Source organism: Paraburkholderia madseniana, from assembly GCF_009690905.1.
Taxonomy (GTDB): domain Bacteria; phylum Pseudomonadota; class Gammaproteobacteria; order Burkholderiales; family Burkholderiaceae; genus Paraburkholderia; species Paraburkholderia madseniana.
Genome location: NZ_VOSW01000032.1, coordinates 55,880 through 77,134 on the forward strand (window position 1 = coordinate 55,880; position 21,255 = coordinate 77,134).

Genomic DNA, 21,255 nt, shown 5'->3' on the forward strand with positions numbered 1-21,255 from the left:
GTGATGCCGGCGGACCATCGCTCGGCCCGGTCCGCGACGGGTTCTGTGCTCGCGTCAATCCGTCGCTATAATGTGCCATCCGGCGGGCGATCGCTAGTCCACCGCACGTGGCAGCACGACAGCGCCGCGTTCCCGCTTTGCAACGAGGCTTCCGGTGATGAGCGAGTCTAATCTTCCACATGTGCTTGCAGTGGACGACGATCCAGCCATTCGCAATCTCATTTGCGAGTATCTGACGGACAACGACTTAAAGGTGACCGTCGCAGCCGACGGCCAGGAAATGACCGCCGCGTTGGCGGAATACGCGATCGACCTGGTCGTACTCGATCTGCGGATGCCGGGCGAGGATGGGATGAAAATCGCGCGTCGGCTACGCGAGCAGTCATCGCTGCCCATCATCGTTGTATCAGGCCGCCTCGACGAGGCCGACCGCGTCATGGCACTCGAACTCGGCGCCGACGACTACCTGACCAAACCATTTAGCCCGCGCGAACTGCTGGCTCGCATCCGCACGGTGTTGCGGCGCACAGCGGCCACGCAGTCGCTGACAGGACGTCAGGTCGACGCGCGCGCGTACCGCTTCGCCGGATGGGAACTGAATATCGGCACGCGCCGGCTGACATCGCCGGACGGCAAGCGCGTCGAGCTGACCAATGGCGAGTTCTGCCTGCTCAACGCGTTTCTCGCTTCTCCGGGCCGGATTCTCACGCGCGAGCAGCTACTCGAAGCGAGCCGGCTTTACGACGACGTGTACGACCGGTCGATCGATGTCCAGATTCTCCGGCTGCGCCGCAAGATTGAAGAGGATCCATCGCATCCTGCCTACATCAAGACCGAACGCGGCGCCGGCTACATCTTCGCAGCGAGCGTCGACAAACTGAGCGCAGCGGCCTCATAAGCGCCGTCCTGCCGCCACAACTGCTGGGCTTTGCGCGCACCGCCGGATCAACGTTCATATGAAGACGAGAGCATCCACGCGCGCCAGCATCCGTCAGCCTGCCCCACGCGCCACCGGAATCACCGTTAAAGACCGAATCCCCTGTGCCCCGCGAATCAGGACACCCTCGATGTCAGCGGTCGCCGAGGGTCCGCTCATCAGCACCGCGTAATTCGCAGCGAAGAAGTCGGACCGGTGATACGCATGGTGCAGATTACCGACAATGTCCGCAGGATCCAGCAACGCAACGAGGTGTTGTGACAGATACCCAAGCGCATTGACCTGATACTGCGCTTCGCTGAGCCAGATCGACCCGGTTTCGGCGACCGCAAACAGCGGCCGGACGATGCCGACATCGACGTCGTTCAGTTCGTGCGGATCGCGGACCTGTTCGATGCGTCGGGTACCCGCCACTTCGGGCACGGCCGAGCAGATCACTTTCGCGTCCGGAAAGCGCGCGCGGATCTGCGCTTCGAGATCACCGTCCGGGAACCTGTCCGCCCAGATGCCACCCATGCTGGCGAACGTTTCCTTGAATTTTTCCAGTGCCGGTGGCAGGCCGGCATCGAACATGGGCACGTCGGGTAGCGTGGCCGGCGTGCGCTGCGCGCTGCGCAGACTTGCGAGAATAGCGTTTCGGCTGCTCATTTTGCTTTCCTGTTTTTCAGGTACCAGTCGCGGAAGGTTTGCTCGGGCGCGTCCGGCACTTCCCGTTGCTTGCCCCACGCATTAAAGGGGTTGTAGATGAAGGCACGCGGCAACTTGGCAACGGCGGTGTCCGCTGCCTTGATCGCCGCGCGGTACAGTGCCGGCTCGGCCAGCACTTTCCCCGCGACTTTCATTGCCTGCGTCTTCACGAACGGCAGCTCATGCTGCTCGGCAACAATCTGGCGCCACTTGTAGATCTGTTCGTGGATGTTGATCTTGACCGGGCAGACGTTCGTGCAGCTACCGTTCATCGTCGAAGCAAACGGCAGCGCGCTGTATTTCTTCAGATCGAAGGTCGGATTGATAATCGCACCGATCGGCCCGGAGTAGACTCCGCCGTAACTCAGGCCGCTGCTGCGCCGGTAAACCGGACACGTATTCATACAGGCGCCGCAGCGGATGCACTTCAGCGAGTACCAGAAGTCGTCCATTGCAAGCCGTGCCGAGCGGCCGTTGTCGACCAGCACGAAGTGCATTTCGCCGCCTCTGCGCGGGCCGCGGAAGTGCGATGTGTACTGCGTGATCGGCGAGCCGAGTGCGCTGCGCGACAGCATGCGAATGAATACCCCGAGGTGCTCGAGCTTCGGAATCACCTTCTCGATGCCGATCGATGCAATATGCAGCGACGGCACGTTTGCACTGAGATCGGCATTGCCTTCGTTCGTACACACCGTGATACCGCCTGTTTCCGCGACCGCGAAATTGCAGCCGGTCATCCCGGCTTCGGCGTTCAGGATCAGCGGCCGGGTCGCATCGCGCTGCGCTTCGGCAAGGTAATGCACGTCGTCGTTGTCCGGGTCGGTTCCGAGTGTCTTCGCAAACACTCTGGAGACGTCCGATGCAAGCTTATGAACCGCCGGCACGACGATATGCGCGGGGCGCTGGTGATCGAGCTGCTGGATCCGTTCGCCCAGGTCGGTTTCCACGACCGTGATGCCGCGCGGTTCGAGGTACTCGCGCATTCCGCATTCTTCCGTCAGCATCGACTTGCTTTTGACGAGCGTCTTCGCGCCGTGGCTTTCGAGAATCTCGTGCACGATGCGATTGTGCTCTTCCGCATCCTTCGCCCAGTGCACGATCACGCCGTTGTTCGTCGCGTTGCGCTCGAATTCTTCGAGGTAGTCGGCGAGGTGCGTCAGCGTATGTTCCTTGATCCGTGATGCAAGCGAGCGTAATTGTTCCCATTCTTCGATGCCGTGCGCGGCCTCGTCCCGCAAGGTGCGCAGGGTCCACAGGCGTTTGTCGTGGAACTCGATGTGCTTTTCGTCGGCGATAAATTCGCGCGACGCCTTTACGTGGTCGACACGTTTCATGAGCGGGCTCCATTGAGAATCTGGGCGATATGGATAAACTTCAGATCAAGGCCGAGCCGTTCCGAGCAGCCTTTCTGGTGCATCAGGCACGACGAATCGGCGGATACGATGTATTCGGCGCCGGCCTGCTTGTGATCGCGCACCTTGTCCTGGCCCATCCGCGCAGAGACGGGTTCCTCAGTCACGCAGAACGTGCCGCCGAATCCGCAGCATTCGTCAGGCCGGGCAGGCATAACGAACTCGATACCCTTGACCTTCTTCAGCAGCGATAGCGGTTTCGAGAAGAACGGCTCCTCAATCTCCGACATCTTCGCGGTGCGCAACGATCGAAGCGTTCCGCAACTGTTGTGCAGCCCGACCTTATGCGGAAACTCGGCCCACGGAAGCGCGTCGACCTTCAGCACGTCGTGCAGGAACTCGACTAACTCGTAGGTATTGGCACGCACTGTCCTGCTTTGCGCTGTCGATTCGACGGCCGTCATATGATCGCGCACGTGATGCACGCAGCTTCCGCTCGGCGCCACGATGTAGTCGTAGCCGGAGAAGTTCTTGACGAACAGCGCTTCAGTGGCAGCAGCGTCTTTCTCGCAACCGCTATTGCCCATCGGCTGTCCGCAGCAGGTCTGTTCGAGTGGAAAGTCGACATCACAACCAAAACGCTCGAGAAGCTCGAGTGTTGCGACGCCGACGTCCGGAAAGAAGGCGTCGATAAAACATGGAACGAACAAGGCGACTTTCATGGTGTCTCCGGTGGCGGGATGAATTCCAGTGGGATGAAGCGGCTGAACTCGTCTTGTGCTCAAGTTTCCTGGCCTGCGGTTGCCGCCAGATTGCAAATCACACAGGTTGAGTTACATCCGTAATCCGGCGCGGCGCTTCCATCCGCGTGTCAGTAGTGTCCTGAAGTCAGGTCGACCTTGCCCTTGAAGACGTGATAACTGTAGGCCGTATAGCCCAGCATCAACGGGTAGATGAACAGACCCTCTCCCCAGAACATGAAGGCCAGGCTGGCATGCGGACTCGCGGCGGCTGCCACAGTGAGCGAGAACGGGACCATGTACGGCCAGAACGAGATAGCCAGCATCGCGTACGCGCAGATGAACAGCAGCACGATCATGAGGAATGGCTGGTCGTCGCGGCGCCGTCTGACGCCCATCAGAGTGCCTACGATGGCGCAGAGCGCAATCAACGGTACAAGGAAAAGATAGGGGCGATCGAGCCAGCGGTGCATGATCGCGAGGTTTTCATGAAGTGCATGAAAGAACAGCACGATCAGCAGAACGAGCACCACCAGAAGCAACGGCGCAATCGCACGATACGCAGCGTCGCGCGCGTCTGCCTCGCATTTCCTGACAACCCAGCTCGCACCGAGCAGAGCGTAGCCGGCGCATAACGCCACACCGCACAGTGCCGAGAAACTGCTGCACCACGTCATGACGTCGCCGGTAAAGCGGCCGTTGACGACCGGCAGCCCTTTGACCAGCGCGCCGACCATTGCGCCCTGCATGAAGGCGGCGACGAGCGAACCCAATACGAAGCCAACGTCCCAGATCGCCCGCGTACGGCGAGCCCTGCCACGGAACTCGAAGGCGACGCGGCGAAAGATCAGGCCGGCGAGCATCAGCATCACAGGCACATAGAACGCGGAGACCAGCAACGAGTAGGCGACGGAGAAAGCCCCCCACAACACGACGCCGGCTACGATCAGCCACGTCTCGTTGCCGTCCCACAGCGGCGACACGGCAGCCAGCATATGGCGTCGTCGCGTTTCGTCCCGGGTCAGGCCGAACAGCATGCCGACACCGAGGTCGAAACCGTCGAGCAACACGTACAGCAAGATGCTAAAGGCGAGTATCAGCGACCAGTAGAGGATCATTTGAGCGTCTCCCAGATCATTTGACCGTCGACGACAGATCCGTCGCCACTGAAAGCGGACGGTTCGGCAAGGCAGCAGGCGGCGTGTGCAGCAGATCTTCGGCAGGTCCCCCTTTGAGCAGCCTGTAAATGTAGAACGTGCCAAAGGCAAAGATGAAGACGTAGGTCGCACAGAAGACCAGCAACGAACCCGCGGCTGCGCGCGGCGTCAGGAACGGCGTAAGCGCGTCAGCGGTGCGCAGCAGCCCATAGACGGTCCACGGTTGCCGTCCCACCTCCGCGGTAAACCAGCCGGTGAGCGTCGCGATGAAAGGCAGCGGAAAGCACAGGAATACCGTCCACAGCAACGCGCGCCGCTGCAGCAGGCGCTCCTTGAGCGATAGCAAGGTGCCGCCCCACGCAACGAGCAGCATGATGAGACCGCATCCCACCATGACCCGGAATGCAAAGAATGGAATGACGATCGGCGGACGCTCGCTGCGTGGGAAGTCGGTGAGACCGACCTCTTTCGAATCGAGCGTCATCGACCCAATCAGACTGCCCAGCACCGGCACCGAAATCGCATAGTCGTTCTTTTCGTGGGCGGCATCGGGCCACGCAAGCAGAACTTCGGATGCGGGTTGTTCGTCGTGCCAGCGCGCCTCGATCGTTGCAAACTTGATGGGCTGATAGCGGTGCACATAATCGCCGACCAGATGTCCGAATAGCAGTTGAACCGGTACGAGGATCGCCGCGAGCAGAAGACCCATGCGCAGCATGATGCGCGCTTCGGCGGGACACATCCTGCGCAGCGTGTACCACGCACCGGTCGCGGCCACACAAAACGCTCCAGTAACGTAAGCCGCCAGCAACATATGAGGAAACCGCACCCAGACAACCGGGCTGAAGATGATCTTCAACCAGTCGTCCGGCACGTAGACGCCACCCTGGATGATGTAGCCCACCGGATACTGCATCCAGCTATTGTTCACCATGATGTGCGACACGTAACGCCGTCCGCCGGACGTAAATCGGCAACGTAGTTGACGGCAAAGCTCTTTCTTGTCTTGTCACATTCTGGATCTTTCGAAATGTGACCTGCTGTACGACCAGCAGTTGCCTATCCGGACGTGCGCGATTGGCAACGATCGGGTTCGAAGCTTCGGAGACAACGTACCCTTCAGCAGACGGTTCACCGTGGCGACACGGCAGGAATCGACACTGCCAGCAGCCGAGCGGTGTGGGGGCAAGGCAAGTTCCGCAAGCGTAACGTATGTGAACCGCTGTACAAACCTCGTAAGAACTGATGAGCCAAAGCTGCTGTGAGGCTCGAACCAAAAGGTAGGTAGCCGGTTGCCTCTTTGTCATTTGGGGGCACGTCGTCGCGAGTGCTACCGGGGGAGAGGCGGACGCTAAACGGACAGGCGCAAGTGTATCTTTGTTGCGTCGGCAAGACTGGGAACGTGGTAAGCCCGACTCATCGCCAACCCCACAGAGCATCGTCAGATGGCAGGCAAACCGCAAGGAGCGCTGTTGGTGGAGCGGGTAAGAGAATGCGGAGAAAGCGAACGGCAAGCTGTAACGGCTTGCATAGGGGTTCGAACTTTGCCCTGACCCGAAAGGGTGCAGACTTCCGTGTGGTGCAGCTGTCGCAGGCCCGTGTTCGAGATTCGATAGAGGGCAGCTTGAGAGAGACCGGCAAACGCCGGTTCAGCGTCCTTGTTCCGAAAACGGAATGGATTAACGATGCGATGTTTGCGAAGGGCTTGTGGAGTTTGACAAGGCCGGCGTTAGCGCGACGCTTAATGCTGTGCGCGAGCCTTGTGCGGTGAAAGTCGCTCGCAGGGTTCTTCGGGGGCCGTGTTCCCGAGAAGGAATGCGGCCACCCTCTCCAGAACGCCGAGAGCGTCGTGCCGAGCGCCACCATTGCGGTGGAAAACAGGTAGAAGCCCGGCCTCACCCTGCTCTTGCCGAACAGCAGCACGCCGAAAAACGACGCCTCCAGCATGAAGGCCGTAAAAGTCTCATAGGACAACAGCGGCCCCTGAATCGGCCCCGAAAGCCGCGAGAGTTCGCTCCAGTTCGTGCCGAACTCGAAAGCCAGCACGATCCCGGAGACCACGCCCATGCCGAATGCGATCCCGAAGATCTTCAGCCAGAAGTCGAATACCCGGCGGTACGCGGGCCGCCCGGTGATCAGGTGCAGCGCTTCTAGTACCGTCAGCCACGCCGCCAGCCCGATCGTGAACGACGGGAAGATGATGTGGAACGATACGGTGAAGGCGAATTGCAGTCTCGACAGCATGAGTGCGGTGGTGTCCATTTCACTCCCCTAGCGCCACAGGTTGGTTTGCGCGAGATCGATCACCTGGTCCGCTTGTCCGTTCAGGATTGCCTTGACCATATAAAGCGAGAACCCCTTTGCCATTTCGAGGTTGACCGCGGGGGGCATCGCCAGCTCCATCCGGTTCACGACCGCGTCGATCAGCACCGGACCGTCGTGGTCGAACGCCGCGGCGATGCCGGGCTCGACATCGTCTGGCTTTTCAAGGCGGATACCGCGGATACCCACGGCTTCGGCCATCGCGGCGAAATTCGGGTTGTTCAGCTCGGTGCCGATCGGCACGAACGACGTGGACTTCTGTTCGAGTTCGATGAAGCCGAGCGCGCCGTTGTTGAACACCACCACCTTGACCGGCAGGCCGAGTTGCGCAAGGCTCAGGAAATCGCCCATCAGCATCGCGAAACCGCCGTCGCCCGACATGGAGATCACCTGGCGGTGGGGAAAGGCCGCCTGTGCGCCGATCGCCTGCGCCATGGCGTTGGCCATCGAGCCGTGCCAGAACGACCCTATCAGCCGGCGCTTGCCGTTCATCGCGAGGTAGCGCGCGCCCCATACCGTCGGTAAGCCAACATCGCAGGTAAACACCGCGTCTTCCGTTGCATGGTCACCGATGGCTTTGGCAACCTGCTGCGGATGGATCAACGACTTCCTGGCACTGGTCTGCGCAAGCGCGTCGAGATCCTTGCGCGCCTTCCGGTAATGCTGCTGCGCCTGCGTAAGATGCGCGGCGTCGGTCTTCTCCTGCAGCTTCGGCATCAGCGCCGTGAGCGTCGCCTTCACGTCGCCGACAATGCCCAGATCGATCGGCGTGCGGCGCCCGAGATTACCAGGGCGGATGTCGATCTGGACGATGCGCGTGCCCGTTTTGCGAGGATAGAACTGGCTATAGGGAAAGTCCGTTCCCAGCATCAGCAGCAGATCGCAATCGAGCATTGCGTAGTAGCCCGATGAGAATCCGATCAGGCCGGTCATGCCTACGTCATACGGGTTGTCCCATTCGACGTGCTCCTTGCCGCGCAACGCGTGCACGATCGGTGCCTTGAGCCGCTCGGCCAGCGCCACCACCTCATCATGCGCACCCGCGCAACCCGACCCGCACAACATGGTCACGCGGCCCTGCCCATTGAGCATCGCGGCCAGCCGGTCAAGATCGGCTTCGGCCGGCGTGACGACCGCCTGTGGCGGCAACAGACCCAAGGCCGAGGGCGGTGGCGCATCAACCGCCTGCTGCAACGCGACGTCGCCCGGGATAACGACCACCGCCACGCCGCGCTTGCCGGTCGCCTCGCGAATCGCGGTCTCCAGCGTACGCGGCATCTGGTTGGCGCTCGAGATCAGTTCGCAATAGTGGCTGCACTCCTTGAACAACGACTCCGGATGGGTTTCCTGAAAGTAGCCGCTGCCGATTTCCCGAGACGGAATATGCGCGGCGATCGCCAGCACTGGAACCCCCGAGCGATGGCAGTCGAAAAGGCCATTGATCAAATGCAGGTTACCGGGCCCGCAACTGCCGGCACAGACCGTGAGCGAACCCGTCAGGTGGGCTTCGGCACCCGCGGCGAACGCGGCAACTTCTTCGTGCCGCACGTGGATCCACTCGATCCCGCCGTGACGGCGGATCGCGTCGGTCAAGCCGTTGAGGCTATCGCCAACGATGCCGTACACCCGCTTGACGCCTGCCGCCACCAGTACCTCGACAAACTGCTCCGCTACGGTCATCGACATTGCAATTCTCCAATAAATAAAGATCGACTGATTGCCCGCACGTGCCCGTCTCGACGTCGGTTCGCGACGGAGGATACGTCGGGTCATGTTACGAATCCGTCGGGGGACGGTCCAAGACCAGCTTGTTATGCTTCTATGTCTTTTTTCTTATAGAGTTGGGTGCCGGCGCGCCGGGAATGCTGTCGTGAGGCGCCAGCGTTTTAAGGAATGCATGCAAATGGGGCGTGAGATCGTCATTCCGGAAACTCGCTGTCAGCGTGGTGGTCCGGGACGCGCCGACGCCTTGCAGCGGCCGGTAGACCACATCCGGGCGACGATGGCGCGCAACCGATTCACCGACGAAAGTGACACCAAGTCCACCCCCCGCCAGCGCAATTGCGGTCTGAATCTCATAGGCATGGTGCGCGACGCGGGGCGTCACTCCCGCGTCCCGGTATAACGATTCGATAAAGCGCGAGAAGCGGGCGTTGGGATGCTTCGGATAGAGCACAAGCGGTGACTGCGCCAGCTGCGCAATGCGCACGGCCTTGTTGCCCGCCAGCGGGTGATCGTGGGACAGTGCAATCATCACGCGTTCACGCAGCAGCAGTAGCGAGGAACACCCTGCTGCGGTTTGCGCCTGCCGTCCAATGCCGACGTGGATGCGGTGTTCATGCAGCGCATCTGCCTGTTCTTCGGTGAGCATCTCGAACAGTTTGAGTTCGACATCAGGATGAGTGCGGTCGAAGGCCTTGAGCGCTGTGGGCAACACGCTATACATCGCCGAGCGCGTGAAGCCAATGCCTAGCCAACTCCGTTTGCCACACCCTATCTCACGCGTGGCGAGCGTGGCTCGCTCATAGCTGGCCAGTAGCTGACGCGCCTCGGCACTGAAATAATGCCCCGCTTCCGTCAGCCTCAACGGACGGCCGCTGCGGTCGAACAGTTGTGCACCGAGGCGTTGTTCCAGCAAACTGATCTGCCGGCTCAACGCCGGCTGCGCGACGTGAAGACGTTCTGCAGCGCGGCTGAAATTCAGTTCGTCCGTCAGTATGACGAAGAATTGCAGGTGCCGAAGGTTCATGACTGACAATGCCTCTGGTTCTGGTGAGACCCGGACGAACGAGCTAAAGCACGTTCTCCGCTTCTCAAATCAATAAACTGAAATCACCGCGTCGCGAACTGCTGGCGTAGCTTCCCAGTCCGTAGCCGATCACACATCATCCGGCGCCTTCGTTGTCCCGCTGCGAAAGCGCGCGATTCATCGCCCACGCAAGATCGGCTTGCCGAAGCGGTTTGCGCAGCACATCGGCGATGCCGGCCGCTTTCGCGTCGCGTTCCAGGGCGGCATTGCTATACCCGCTGGCAAGAATTACCGGAACGTCAGGGCGAGCCGCGCGAATGCGTGTGGCCAGTTCGAGTCCCGTGATACCCGGCATGGTCTGATCGGTGATCACCGCATCGAAGCGCTGAGGACTCGCGCTGAACGCTTGCCACGCCGCTTCGCTCGAAACGAAACCGATCGGTTCATAGCCCAGTTCCGCGAGGACTTCTTCGCCGAGAGCGACGAGCGCCTCTTCGTCATCGACGAGCAGCACCGTCTGTCCGTCACCATGCGGCAAAGCCGCTTCGTGCCGACTAACCGATACGGCCACCGCGTCGATCACCGGCAGATAGACGTCGAAGTGCGTGCCCGCTCCGACGACACTTCGCACGTCCACCGCGCCGCTGTATTCCCGAACGATGCCCTCGACAAGTGAAAGACCCAGCCCCGTGCCTTCGCCGGCTTTGCGCGTGGTAAAGAAAGGATTGAAGATGCGTTCGAGCAGATCGGGGGAAATGCCGACACCAGTGTCGCGCACCGTGAGCCGCACGAACTCGCCCGAACCGACAGCGCCGTGCGATAGCGATCGCGGGGTATCGAGGTGCTGCAGCGCCAGTTCGACGCGGAGGGTGCCGCCGTCCGGCATCGCGTGAATCGCATTGCTGCACAGGTTCATGACGACCTGGTGCATATGCGCAGGATCGCCGGCTACGAACGCATCCCGCGCATCGAGTCGAACCTCGAGTTGAACGGTTTCCGGCAGCCGCACCTTCAGGAGTTCAATGGTCTCCATGACCACCGGCTGGAGATGAACCGGCATCCGGGTGGTGATTCCGCTGCGGCTGAAAGTCAGAATTCGCTCGACGAGCGATCGTGCGCGATCGCCGGCATTCAGCACCTGCTCGATATAGCGCCGCTCCGGCGTGCCCTCCTCGATCGCATCCAGGGCGCGCTCGCCATAGCCGAGTATCGCCCCCAGGATGTTGTTGAAGTCGTGAGCGATGCCGCCCGCGAACGTGCCGAGCGCTTCGAGCTTCTGCGACTGCCGGAGCTGACTTTCCAGCTGGCGACGCGCCGCTTCGTCCTCACGGCGTTGCGTCACGTCCTCCACGGTGGCGACGACCACGTCCTCGAGTTGCGGCGATGAACGATCCGGGGACTCCGTCGAGACAGTGAGGCGGGCAACGTTCATATCGGTCCAGACCACATGCCCATCGCGATGGAGATAGCGCTTCTCGAAACGCAAGCTGTCGTGTTCGCCTCGCATCAACTGGTCGATGAACCGTTGCGTGAGCTCGATGTCGTCGGGATGCGAGATATCCGCAGCCGTCAATTCGGCGAGTTCGGCCGCCGTATACCCGATCATGCGCTGGAATGCGGGATTGGCGCTCAGATAGTAGCCGTGCGGACGCAGCAGCATGATGCCCGCCGGCGCATTCTCGAACACGACTCGCCAGTGTTGCTGGCTGGACTGCAACTGGCGATTGACCCGGGCGAGGCGCCGAACCTGTCTGACCAGCGCGATGGCGAGCACTGCGACGAACAACGAGAGTGCAGCCGCGCCAATCAGTTCATCGATGGTCGACGTGCGCCACGTTGCAAGTGCCACCGCTTCGTCGCGGGTAACCTCAACCCTCAGTGGAAAACCGACTACCGCTCGCTGCGCTAAACGCACGTGCCGCGACGGGTGGTCCGCCGGTTGTCCTTCGAACACGACAACCGGTGTTCCGTCGATGCGCCGCAGGCGGATCGAGGTGCCGGGACCGAGATTGACCTGTTCATAGAAGTTGCGGAAATACTCGTTTTCGACCAGCGCGACCACGACGCCTCTGAACTGACCTTGTCCGTCTTCAAGCCGCCGTGCGAGAGCGAAAGTCGGTCTTCCGTCTGCGAGGCTCACAATGGGCTCGCTGATCGCCCGTGCATCGCCGTGCGCGCGCTGTAGTTGCTGGAAGTACGTTCGGCCTGTGACATTGACGGGCTTTGGCGCGGTTAGCGTTGTCGCGACCCGGTTGCCGGCCGCATCGAAAATCTCGAGTTGACGAATCTGCGGTACACCGTCGATTTCCTGACGCAGAAATGCGCGGGACTCATCGGGCGATAATTGGGTGCGCGCCGGATCGAGCGCCCACACGGAAGTACGGCCAAGGATGAATTCGACGCCCTGCAGCGAGCGCGCAGTCTGTTCCGCGAGCGCGCTCACGAGACTCGACAGCTCGTGGTCGTTGTAGGCGAGCGTGAGCCGGCGGGAGCGCATGATGTCGGTCGCCGCGCCGATCCACAGCAAAACGATCAGCAGACCGCCGCCTAGCGCGATGAGCCAGTATCTGCCCGGCCACGCGAAACTTTGTCTCGCCCGTTCCGTATCGGTCATGTCAAGCCGCCTCATCGAGGTTCATTCATGGACAACGGCGCGAGCAGCGCCTTGATTGACGCGACGAGCTCGTTGCCTCCGAACGGTTTCGCCAGTGCCTGCTCCACTCCAAGTTGCCGGATGGCCGCGTCGGCCATCGCAGGGCCGCCCCTGAAGTAACCGGAAATCGCCACGATCGATGCCTGCGGAAAACGTGCGCGCAGTGCATTGATGGTCTCCATCGAACCGGATTTCGGCACATTCAGATCGACGACGACGACCTTCGCAGAGACCGTTTCGTCAAGACGTCGCGCGTGCGCCGCATTGCACTCGAGGACGCGATATCCGGCATCCCGCAGCGACAACGCAATCAGATCGCGCATGAACGGATCGTCTTCGATTACGAGAATATCTGTTTTGGTTTCCATCGTCCCAATACCCCTTTTCAAGCGACTGCGAGGTGACGAGGCAAGCTCGCCGCAGCACCGTATGACGTATTAAAGCGGCTGTCCGTCTCGCCACTGTTTCATTGCGCTCGCCCAAAGTTACAAATGAAACGGAGTGAAGCGACCGCCTCATTTCAATTGCAACCGAACCCGTTCGTGACTGAAACCCGCAGGTAACGGCCCGTTGATGAAATGCGGTCATCGGACGAAAGGAAAGCAAATGAATCGTAGAGAAATGATGCGCTCGATGGACATGGAAGCGGCAAAGGCGCATTTGAATGTGGCAGTGTTGCTGACGTTGTCGGGCGGTTTTCTCGACGCGTTCACCTACCTGGGACACGGCAAGGTCTTCGCCAACTCGATGACCGGCAATATCGTGCTGATGGCAGTCAATCTGGCCGCCGGTGACTGGCACCAGGCGTCGAGACATGTTTCGCCGCTCGTCGGCTTTGCATGCGGAATTCTGGCGGCGCGTCTGTTGCAATTGATGACGCCACGCTGGGTCCGTCAGCCGGCCATCGCTGCACTCACATTCGAAATCGTGTTTCTAGCGGCAGCGGCGCTGAAATGGCTGCCCGAATTCTGGTTGATACCCGGCATTTCGTTCGTCGCGACGTTGCAAACGATGTTCTTCATGCAGTCCGGAACGGTGACCTATACGTCGGTCATGACCACCGGCAATTTGCGGCGGAGCATCCAGCTTTTTTTCGGATCGACGATACCGAAACGCGACCCCGCCGGCTTACGCGAGGCGGTCGTACTCGGCACGATCAGCCTCAGTTTCGCGCTCGGCGCCGTGGTGGGCGGTTTGACTACACGCCGCCTGCACGATGCGGCGTTAGGCGTGCCGGCCACTTTTCTTTTCATTGCGTTGCTCGACATTTTTCGGCGCGTCTTATCAGGCCGCTTGTCAGGCACCACAGCGGACGAGCGCGGCGCCACATCCGGGCCTCGCGGCCAGGTCTCAAACCGCGATCGAGTGTCCGGCCAAGCGCGCTAGTTCATCATTCGCACCGCGCAATGCTGAATGCGCCTGCCTTTTGTCCGATCTTCATCTGGCATCTGCGAATAGCGTGGACTACGCTACTTTTTACTATGCGACTCTAAAGCATGGCTGACCCTCGACGTCACAATTGCGCGGACTTTCGTGCACCCTTTCCGCACGTGTCTGCCGACACCGGGCAAAAAATGACTGCCTGGTGAAGAGTTTCGCCATTCATTACATTGGCCCACGCATGGGCTTTCTCGCCTCACGCTCGGGAACAGGCGGTCGCACCGACGGCCTCTCGTTCTCTCATCGCTTGCTCGGCAAACGGCGGTAGCCGGTAACACTGCGACCGCTTTTTATTTCATTTGTTTGAATTGGGCGCCTCATCTCGCCAGGCAATAGCCCGCTGCGCGCTGTGATGTTACGTGCCTGGTTCGGTAACAAGGGGATGACCATGAAGATCAAGCATTTAGGCATTTTGTCAGCAATCGCCGTTGTACTTCTCTCGCTCAGTGGCGCCGCGCAGGCCGGCGGCCCCGGCGACCGCGGCGGCCTTTGCTCGAACGCAACGCTAAGGGGACCGTTTAGTTTTATCGGTCACGGTGAGATACTTGGATTGAAGAAATCTGCCGATGGTACGTTTCATCCGTACACCGCCCCGTCGATCCTTGATGACGTCGCCCTGGTGACGTTCGACGGCGCAGGCGGTTTTACGCGCACCGACTTCGGGGTGATCGGCGGTCTGCCGAAAGGGGGGCAGACTACATTTAATCCGAACCAGACCGGAACCTACACGGTGAACTCCGATTGCACCGGCACGATGAAAATCGTCTATACCGCAGGCGGAGCCGTGCCGGCCGGCGTCGAGACTGATCTGAACATCGTCGTCGCTGCCGACGGGACGCTCGTCGAGTCCGTTGTCTACAGGGCGGTCACTGTGGCAGGCGCTAGCATGGACGGCCAAGCAGTGTGTCCACCGGATTGCGAGCAAGGTGTGCAAGAAAGCTTTGAGGGGAAAAAGGTCCTGGTCTACGGCTTCCGTTAGTCGAGTCCCGGATGGACCACGCTCGCTAAGGCGATGGTGGTGGTGCCGCCGGCACCAATCCGTACCTTGACATGACATCGATAAGCTTTGAGCGGTCGGGCGGCCCGCCGGCGCTTACGATTGCCCCGACATCACGAAAATACTGGGCGCCTATGTCGGGCGTAAGAACGATCAGCGCGCGGGCCGTGTCATTGTGCGGGTTGCTAAAGTGATGAACCGACCCACGCGGAGTAAACATCCATTCTCCCGGTACCAGGTCTCGGACAACCCCGTCGACCGAGTACCGAAGCATGCCCTCCAGCACATAGACGCACTCTTCGTTACGCGTGTGGCTATGTGGCGGTGGGACTTGTGAACCAGGCCCCACAGTCAATTCGAAAACACCCATCCCGCCCGTGGCAGTTCCATCGACCAGGTACTGAATGCTCAATTGACCAATGTTGATTGGTTCGATTGGAGCCGCGCCGTTCAGTGTCATTTTCGAACTCCTTTGGATTAAGGATACTCGTCAGTCCACCAGCGTTGCAGGTAAGGGGCGTGCCGCTTGCGGCGCGTCCGCCGACCAAAAGGAACGCGGTTCATCCAGGATTATGCGCCTCTCAACTGTCCGGCAGTCTCAGGGGGACGGTTCCACGCCAATTCGGCGCAGGCAGGGTGGTGGCGCTGGATGCGGGCTTTGCGTTCCTGACCGCACGCGATTCAGGTCAGTTATTTCGCCGCACGATAAAACGGCTCGATCTTACAGCGGAGACCGTGACCGTCGTGTGTGATCCGCTTTCGCGCACGGCATTGTCGAATTTTCTGCGCGAAGCCGGGGTGGAGGCAGCGGCAAGGTGTTAACCGAGGGTTTCACAGGACGAAACTTTCGCTCGCATCCGCCGATAACTCGAACAGGAACCACCTGGATGGCCGCCGGACAGTCCATCGGCGCCACCAGGCGCGCCCATACACATGCCACTTCGCACGGCAGCCCTGCGCGATTTCCATTCGTTTGCACGAGGACTCAGGATGCACAAGCTCAGTTTTACGCAGAAGCTGTGGCTGCCGCTGATCATCAGCCTCATCGCGTTGCTCGCCGTCTCGGTATCGGCGGCGTGGCAGTCGCGCGAGACGCGCATCGAGGAACGTAAGCACGACCTCACGAACGTCGCGCACGTCGGGCTCAGCATCGTGACGGAGTATGCGGCGCTGGCGCAAAGCGGCGCGCTGCCGGAGGCGGATGCCCGCAAGCAGGCACTCGAACGCCTGCGCGGCGTCCGCTACGGCGAAGACGGCTACTTCCTCGTGATCAACTCGAAGCCGCAGATGGTGATGCATCCGATCAAGCCGGCTCTCGAAGGCAAGGATCTCGCGGGTAGCGCGGATGCCGATGGCCGCCACCATTACGTGACATTCGCGTCGGCTGCACAGGTGCCGGACGGCGGTTTTGTCGACTACGTGTTCCCGCATTCGGGCGCGGCGTCGGCGCAGGCGGTCGGCAAGATCGGCTACGTGGTGCGCTATGCGCCGTGGGACTGGATCATCGCGACCGGCGCCTATGTCGACGACATCGACGCTGCGTTCATGGCGTCGCTGTGGCTGATCGGCGCGATCTTCCTGGCGGTGTCGGCGGTGCTCGTGACGCTCGTCGCGGTGACGAATCGCAGCATCGCGCGCACGGTCGGCGGCGATCCGGCCTACGCGGCGAATGTAGCGGACGCAATCGCATCGGGTGACCTGACGGTGGCGATTCGCACGCGCGACGGCGACACGTCGAGCCTGCTGCACGTGATGCAGCGAATGCGCGACGCGCTGACGGGCACCATCTGCCAGATCAAGCATGCATCCGACAACGTCGCGTGCGGCGCGAACGAGATCGCGAACGGCAATGCGGACCTGTCGGCGCGCACCGAGAGCCAGGCGGCGTCGTTGCAGGAGACGGCGTCGAGCATGGAGCAGATGACGGCGATGGTCCGCCAGACTGCGGACAACGCGCGCACCGCCAGCGAACTTGCGGCCGACGCCGCGAAAATCGCGAACCGCGGCGGCGACATGATCACGCAGGCTGTCGCGGCGATGAAGGGCATTTCGAGCGAATCGGGCCGCATGGTCGAGATCATCGCAACGATCGAAGGTATCGCGTTCCAGACCAACATCCTCGCGCTGAATGCGGCGGTCGAGGCGGCACGCGCGGGCGAACAGGGCCGCGGCTTCGCAGTGGTTGCGAGCGAGGTGCGCAGCCTCGCGCAGCGTAGCGCGACCGCGGCGAAGGAAATCCGCGAGCTGATCAGTCATGCGGTAGGCAGCGTCGGCAGTGGTGCAACGCTGGTCGAAAACACCGGCTCGACGATCGACGAAGCGCGCGACGCGATCATGCGTGTGACCGGCGTCGTGCAGGAGATCGCGGCGGCCGCGGCGGAACAGAGCGCCGGCATCGACCAGGTGAATCTCGCGGTCACGCAGATGGACAGCATGACGCAGCAGAACGCGGCGCTCGTCGAGCAGGCGGCGGCCGCGGCGCAGTCGCTGAAGGAGCAGGCGATGAGCCTGCAACGCGCAGCCGCGGCCTTCCAGGTGAACGACGCAGACGCTAGCGGCGGCACATCGTTCGCGTCGGCTTCGACGTCGCGCCGAGTGGCGTTCGCGTAAGGACGGTGGTCGCGATCTCGCGGCGAGCTTCGTGCGGCGGACCACAGCCTACGCGAACGCAGGCATCAAACTACCTCGTCAGTAATGCGAACGTGAGCATCGGTAATGTGGAACCCATGCTTCTCGATGTCGTCCAGACACTCTCCCGAGTCAACGCCCGGGGTCGGTTTGTCCCGGCTTAGTTCCACTGATTTGGGACGCGCGTGCACGCCGTATTGACGGACCTCTAACAATGCCGGACTCTGTTGAGTTCGCAATACGCTATCACGGTCTGCTCTTCGCAGCCGTGGGATTTTCCGGACACTGCGCCTGGCGACGGTATAGACTCGGACCTATGCAAGTTGGTTGATCTACCGCGTGGCGTTGGACCACCACGTGAGGTACACATAGCAGGTGACCGGTGTGCCATTTGCGTTGCGACGCAACAAGGCACCTGTTTGCGGCCGGATGCGCCCAGCACTGACGGAGGCATTCAAATGTGTGATGTCTGTGGTGATGCGCAGCACGAGCCCCAAGTATCGCGCCGGGATTTCCTGAAGACTGGCGCACTCGCGGCGCTCCTCCCCTGGAGCGTGGGTGCCGCCATCGCGGCCGAGCCGCCAGCACCCGGCGCATCGCCACCACCCAACTCGATCGCGCCTGCGGACGCGTTGAAGCGAATCATGGATGGCAACGCGCGCTACGCCGCCAACACGCCGAACGAGCGCGACTTTTCATCAGGTCGCGCCGCCCGTGTGCAGGGGCAGTATCCGATCGCCACGATCCTGAGCTGCGCCGATTCGCGCGTGGCGCCGGAGTTCGCGTTCGATCAGGGGCCGGGCGATCTCTTCGTTTTACGCGTCGCGGGCAACATCGTAAACCCGGATCTGCTTGCGTCTCTCGAATACGGCGCGCAGTTCCTGGGGGTGCCGCTCATCATGGTGCTAGGCCATACCGGATGCGGCGCAGTCGACGCCGCAATCAAAGTGCTGAAGGCCAAGGCGGTCCTTCCGGGTCATTTGCCGGGACTCATCGCCGCGATCAAGCCGGCCGTCATCGCCGCCGAGAAGGTGCAGACCGGCAACTTGCTGGACAACGCGGCCGCCGAGAACGTGCGACGGCAAATGGCTCGACTGAAGAGCTCACCGCCGATCGTCCAAAAACTTTACGAGAGCAAGAAGATCGACATTGTTGGCGGCATGTATGACCTCGCCACCGGCAAGATTGCACTCGTCTAAACGAGTGGGTTTGCCCGTGCACAGGTGGCAGCAGCCGTACGGCGGTTTTGTTTTGTACAAGTAAAAATCTGCTTCTGGGCTATGTATACGCTGAAGATAGCCGTCCGCAGTTGGCCGAGGCTGATGCCCCCGTATGAAACGCTCGGAGGAAAAATCCATGACCAACCCGACCTATCACGCGTCCGACTTTCGACGGCAGCGCAGCGTCGGCATTGCCGGCATCGCAGTCGCGTCGCTGTTTGCCTCGGGGCTCTGGCTCGGCATCGATCTTTTGATGTCGCCCCTGCCGGGCATGGACAGCCTCGGTGCGCGGATGCTTCTGACGCTCAAATGCTGCTGTGCTGCCGTGCTGTTCTGCCTGGTGACGGGCGTCGAAGCCGTAGCGCACGAACGATTGACCTCGCCCGCATTCGATCCGCTGGCGGGCTTCGAGACACGCAGGTTGCGCATCAATCAACGATACCTGCAGAACACGGTGGAGCAGATCATCGTGTTTGCGGCATCGCTGTTCGGCTTGGCCGCCTACTGTCCCGACGGCTCGTCCATGCGCGCGGTCGTGGCGACGACCGTGGTCTGGATCGTCGCGCGGGCCGCGTTCTGGCTCGGCTACCATCGCAGCGCCGCGATGCGCGGACTCGGGGCGCCGGGCATGGCGATCAGCATGATCGTGCTGCTGTATGTAACGAGCCGGTTTGGGAGCGAGATCGCGGGGACGGTGGGCGCCATTACGCCGCTCGTTGCATTTTTCGCGATTGAGGCGGTCTTGTTTTGGGGGACGCGTCCGGTGAAAGCGGGTTGATTCAAAGGAGTCGGTCGAGCCGGCCATTTGATTCGCCGAGCCGATGGCACTCTGTTCCTGTCGCGATGCGATCTACGTAGTTTGTTTCGATGCGGATGCTGTAGGTGTTTTGAACGCATCGGGATATTCGTGACGAAACCAATTCTTTACTTGATCGTGATTAAGCGCAAAGAATTCACGCGATCGAGGGATAAGGACAAAGCCGAAAGCCAGCAGACAGGTGGCCAGACCGAAGCATGTATAGACCTTGCTTACCGCCCAATGCGTGAGCGCCGCACCTGCGATCATCGGCCCAAGAATGCCGGCGATCTGTGTGGTCATCATGCTGGCGGCGAGAATGCGCACGCGGAAATTCTGCGGGATAGCCAATGACCGATGAGTCGCGCCAACGAGCCCCATCGATGCGTTGGCGAAACCTACACAGGTAAGCGCAAGTACTAGCAAGACTGGTGAATGGGCCCAGCCCGAAACGGCAAGTGCCAGCCCTTCGCACATAGCGGCACCCACGCGGACATTGAATCGGCCGAACCGGCTTACCAGTGCGTCAGAACCACGAAAGCTGCCGAGTAGCAAACCTATGGATAAGGCCGCTTCGCAACCACCCAGCCAGAGACCCGACAGCCCGAGTGATTGGACTTTAAGCGGGATCAGCATGCCGACTGCCGGCCCCTGGAATATCCATACGAGGAAGTTGACAAGCGTCCAGCCGCGCTCCAACGGGACGATCCATTTAGCGTGCAGTCCAGCACGCAGGTCTTCCCACCAACGGGCTAAACCGCGATGGTGGTCGCTATGCTCAGACTGGGATGGAAGCTGCGAAGTCACGTAGGCAGCGACGCCAAGCAGAATACCGTTCATCCAGAATGTTGCAGAGATACCGCCCAAGGCGAGTGTTGCTCCAGCCAGTGCCGGTCCCAAGGCACGACCAGCCGCTTGCGTCGACTTACGAAGACGAAGCGCCGCGGCCCAACGATTCGCCGGAACAAGTTCAGCCGAAATGGTGGAGCTGGCCGGATCGATGAAAGCTTTCGCTATTACGGTGGCCACGCCTATGCAGACGATGAGCATAAGTCGGTAGTCGGACAGCGAGGCGAGCGTAGCGAGGGTAAAGGCAACGACCATCAAAGCGCAGACACCCCATACAATCTGCGGTCTCTTGGCGTATCGGTCCCCAAGCGGCGAAAGCAGCGGCATTGCAAAAATCGTGGTGATGGCAATGCTTACGCTGTAGATCGCAAGGTCATGTGCACCGCCCCGATGAACGATCCACCAAGGGAGCGTGATATAGCCAACCATGTCTGCCAGGATCGTCAGAAGATCGCTGAGAAGCAGACTGGCAAGAGCGGGGGCGATTGCGTCTATACGAGATTTGATTCGCCGAAACACCGCTTTCTCCCCTGTTGAGTTCGATGATGCTACCTCAACATTTTCCACATTGTTTAGATCAACGTTTCCAGACGTTGGTGTTTCACTAGTGGGACGATGCATGTTTCCGTTGTGATAGTGAGGGGCGACAGCAAACGACCATGTCCCGGTTGCGGACCGCTGCTTTCCGGGCCCGACGGCGAGGGATCAGGTACGCGACAGCCTCCCTG

18 protein-coding genes and 1 pseudogene are annotated in these 21,255 nt (G+C 60.9%); 7 read left to right on the forward strand and 12 right to left on the reverse strand.

The window, feature by feature from the left end; all coding sequences use genetic code 11:
• Positions 1-157: 157 nt before the first annotated feature.
• On the forward strand, positions 158-898 hold the full coding sequence (locus tag FSO04_RS18380; RefSeq protein WP_154561142.1) for a response regulator: 741 nt from the start codon (positions 158-160) through the stop codon (positions 896-898).
• A gap of 93 nt (positions 899-991) precedes the next feature.
• Here FSO04_RS18380 and FSO04_RS18385 read toward each other — a convergent pair whose 3' ends face one another.
• The 10 genes and pseudogenes from FSO04_RS18385 to FSO04_RS18430 form a co-directional block, all read right to left on the reverse strand.
• Entirely contained in the window at positions 992-1,585 is a 594-nt protein-coding gene (locus FSO04_RS18385; RefSeq protein WP_154561144.1) for a LutC/YkgG family protein, read from the reverse strand.
• Complete coding sequence (locus FSO04_RS18390; RefSeq protein WP_154561146.1) at positions 1,582-2,958, reverse strand: lactate utilization protein B; 1,377 nt, start codon at positions 2,956-2,958, stop codon at positions 1,582-1,584. The genes FSO04_RS18385 and FSO04_RS18390 overlap by 4 nt, the downstream gene beginning before the upstream one ends.
• Positions 2,955-3,698: a (Fe-S)-binding protein gene (locus tag FSO04_RS18395; RefSeq protein ID WP_154561148.1), complete on the reverse strand. Its 744-nt coding sequence runs from the start codon at positions 3,696-3,698 to the stop codon at positions 2,955-2,957. Before FSO04_RS18395 ends, FSO04_RS18390 begins: the two co-directional genes overlap by 4 nt.
• A gap of 149 nt (positions 3,699-3,847) precedes the next feature.
• The gene (cydB, locus tag FSO04_RS18400) at positions 3,848-4,834 is read right to left on the reverse strand and encodes a cytochrome d ubiquinol oxidase subunit II (protein WP_154561150.1); all 987 of its coding nucleotides are present in this window, start codon (positions 4,832-4,834) and stop codon (positions 3,848-3,850) included.
• A gap of 16 nt (positions 4,835-4,850) precedes the next feature.
• Positions 4,851-5,819, reverse strand: coding sequence for a cytochrome ubiquinol oxidase subunit I (locus FSO04_RS18405; protein WP_233464895.1), 969 nt, complete (start codon positions 5,817-5,819; stop codon positions 4,851-4,853).
• An 884-nt stretch (positions 5,820-6,703) separates the two neighbouring features.
• Positions 6,704-7,135 (reverse strand): annotated as a pseudogene (locus FSO04_RS18410) (cytochrome ubiquinol oxidase subunit I); the annotation flags it as partial.
• Between the two features lie 9 nt (positions 7,136-7,144).
• The gene (gene poxB, locus FSO04_RS18415) at positions 7,145-8,881 is read right to left on the reverse strand and encodes a ubiquinone-dependent pyruvate dehydrogenase (protein WP_154561152.1); all 1,737 of its coding nucleotides are present in this window, start codon (positions 8,879-8,881) and stop codon (positions 7,145-7,147) included.
• A gap of 133 nt (positions 8,882-9,014) precedes the next feature.
• On the reverse strand, positions 9,015-9,944 hold the full coding sequence (locus tag FSO04_RS18420) for a LysR family transcriptional regulator (RefSeq protein WP_154561154.1): 930 nt from the start codon (positions 9,942-9,944) through the stop codon (positions 9,015-9,017).
• A 136-nt stretch (positions 9,945-10,080) separates the two neighbouring features.
• Entirely contained in the window at positions 10,081-12,558 is a 2,478-nt protein-coding gene (locus FSO04_RS18425) for an ATP-binding protein (protein ID WP_166618203.1), read from the reverse strand.
• 11 nt (positions 12,559-12,569) lie between these two features.
• Positions 12,570-12,965 carry a response regulator gene (locus FSO04_RS18430; RefSeq protein WP_154561158.1) on the reverse strand — a complete coding sequence of 132 codons (396 nt, stop codon included), beginning with the start codon at positions 12,963-12,965 and terminating at the stop codon, positions 12,570-12,572.
• 238 nt (positions 12,966-13,203) lie between these two features.
• On the opposite strand from FSO04_RS18430, the gene FSO04_RS18435 reads away from it, so the two are divergent.
• Together FSO04_RS18435 and FSO04_RS18440 are read left to right on the forward strand one after the other, a co-directional pair.
• On the forward strand, positions 13,204-13,983 hold the full coding sequence (locus tag FSO04_RS18435; protein WP_233464897.1) for a YoaK family protein: 780 nt from the start codon (positions 13,204-13,206) through the stop codon (positions 13,981-13,983).
• Positions 13,984-14,425: 442 nt separating this feature from the next.
• Positions 14,426-15,016, forward strand: a complete 591-nt coding sequence (locus tag FSO04_RS18440; protein ID WP_154561160.1) for a hypothetical protein — start codon at positions 14,426-14,428, stop codon at positions 15,014-15,016.
• Between the two features lie 25 nt (positions 15,017-15,041).
• On the opposite strand, the gene FSO04_RS18445 is transcribed toward FSO04_RS18440, so the two are convergent.
• Positions 15,042-15,494, reverse strand: coding sequence for a cupin domain-containing protein (locus FSO04_RS18445; protein WP_154561162.1), 453 nt, complete (start codon positions 15,492-15,494; stop codon positions 15,042-15,044).
• Between the two features lie 179 nt (positions 15,495-15,673).
• On the opposite strand from FSO04_RS18445, the gene FSO04_RS47080 reads away from it, so the two are divergent.
• The 4 genes from FSO04_RS47080 to FSO04_RS18460 all read left to right on the forward strand — a co-directional run bounded on the left by FSO04_RS47080 (position 15,674) and on the right by FSO04_RS18460 (position 19,660).
• On the forward strand, positions 15,674-15,856 hold the full coding sequence (locus tag FSO04_RS47080) for a hypothetical protein (protein WP_199203041.1): 183 nt from the start codon (positions 15,674-15,676) through the stop codon (positions 15,854-15,856).
• A 168-nt stretch (positions 15,857-16,024) separates the two neighbouring features.
• Positions 16,025-17,644: a methyl-accepting chemotaxis protein gene (locus FSO04_RS18450; protein ID WP_154561164.1), complete on the forward strand. Its 1,620-nt coding sequence runs from the start codon at positions 16,025-16,027 to the stop codon at positions 17,642-17,644.
• 572 nt (positions 17,645-18,216) lie between these two features.
• Complete coding sequence (locus FSO04_RS18455) at positions 18,217-18,861, forward strand: carbonic anhydrase (RefSeq protein WP_233464898.1); 645 nt, start codon at positions 18,217-18,219, stop codon at positions 18,859-18,861.
• Positions 18,862-19,018: 157 nt separating this feature from the next.
• Positions 19,019-19,660 (forward strand): MAPEG family protein, encoded by a 642-nt coding sequence (locus FSO04_RS18460; RefSeq protein ID WP_166618204.1) that lies wholly within the window; start codon positions 19,019-19,021, stop codon positions 19,658-19,660.
• Between the two features lie 72 nt (positions 19,661-19,732).
• On the opposite strand, the gene FSO04_RS18465 is transcribed toward FSO04_RS18460, so the two are convergent.
• Complete coding sequence (locus FSO04_RS18465) at positions 19,733-21,148, reverse strand: MFS transporter (protein ID WP_233464899.1); 1,416 nt, start codon at positions 21,146-21,148, stop codon at positions 19,733-19,735.
• Between the last annotated feature and the right edge of the window lie 107 nt (positions 21,149-21,255).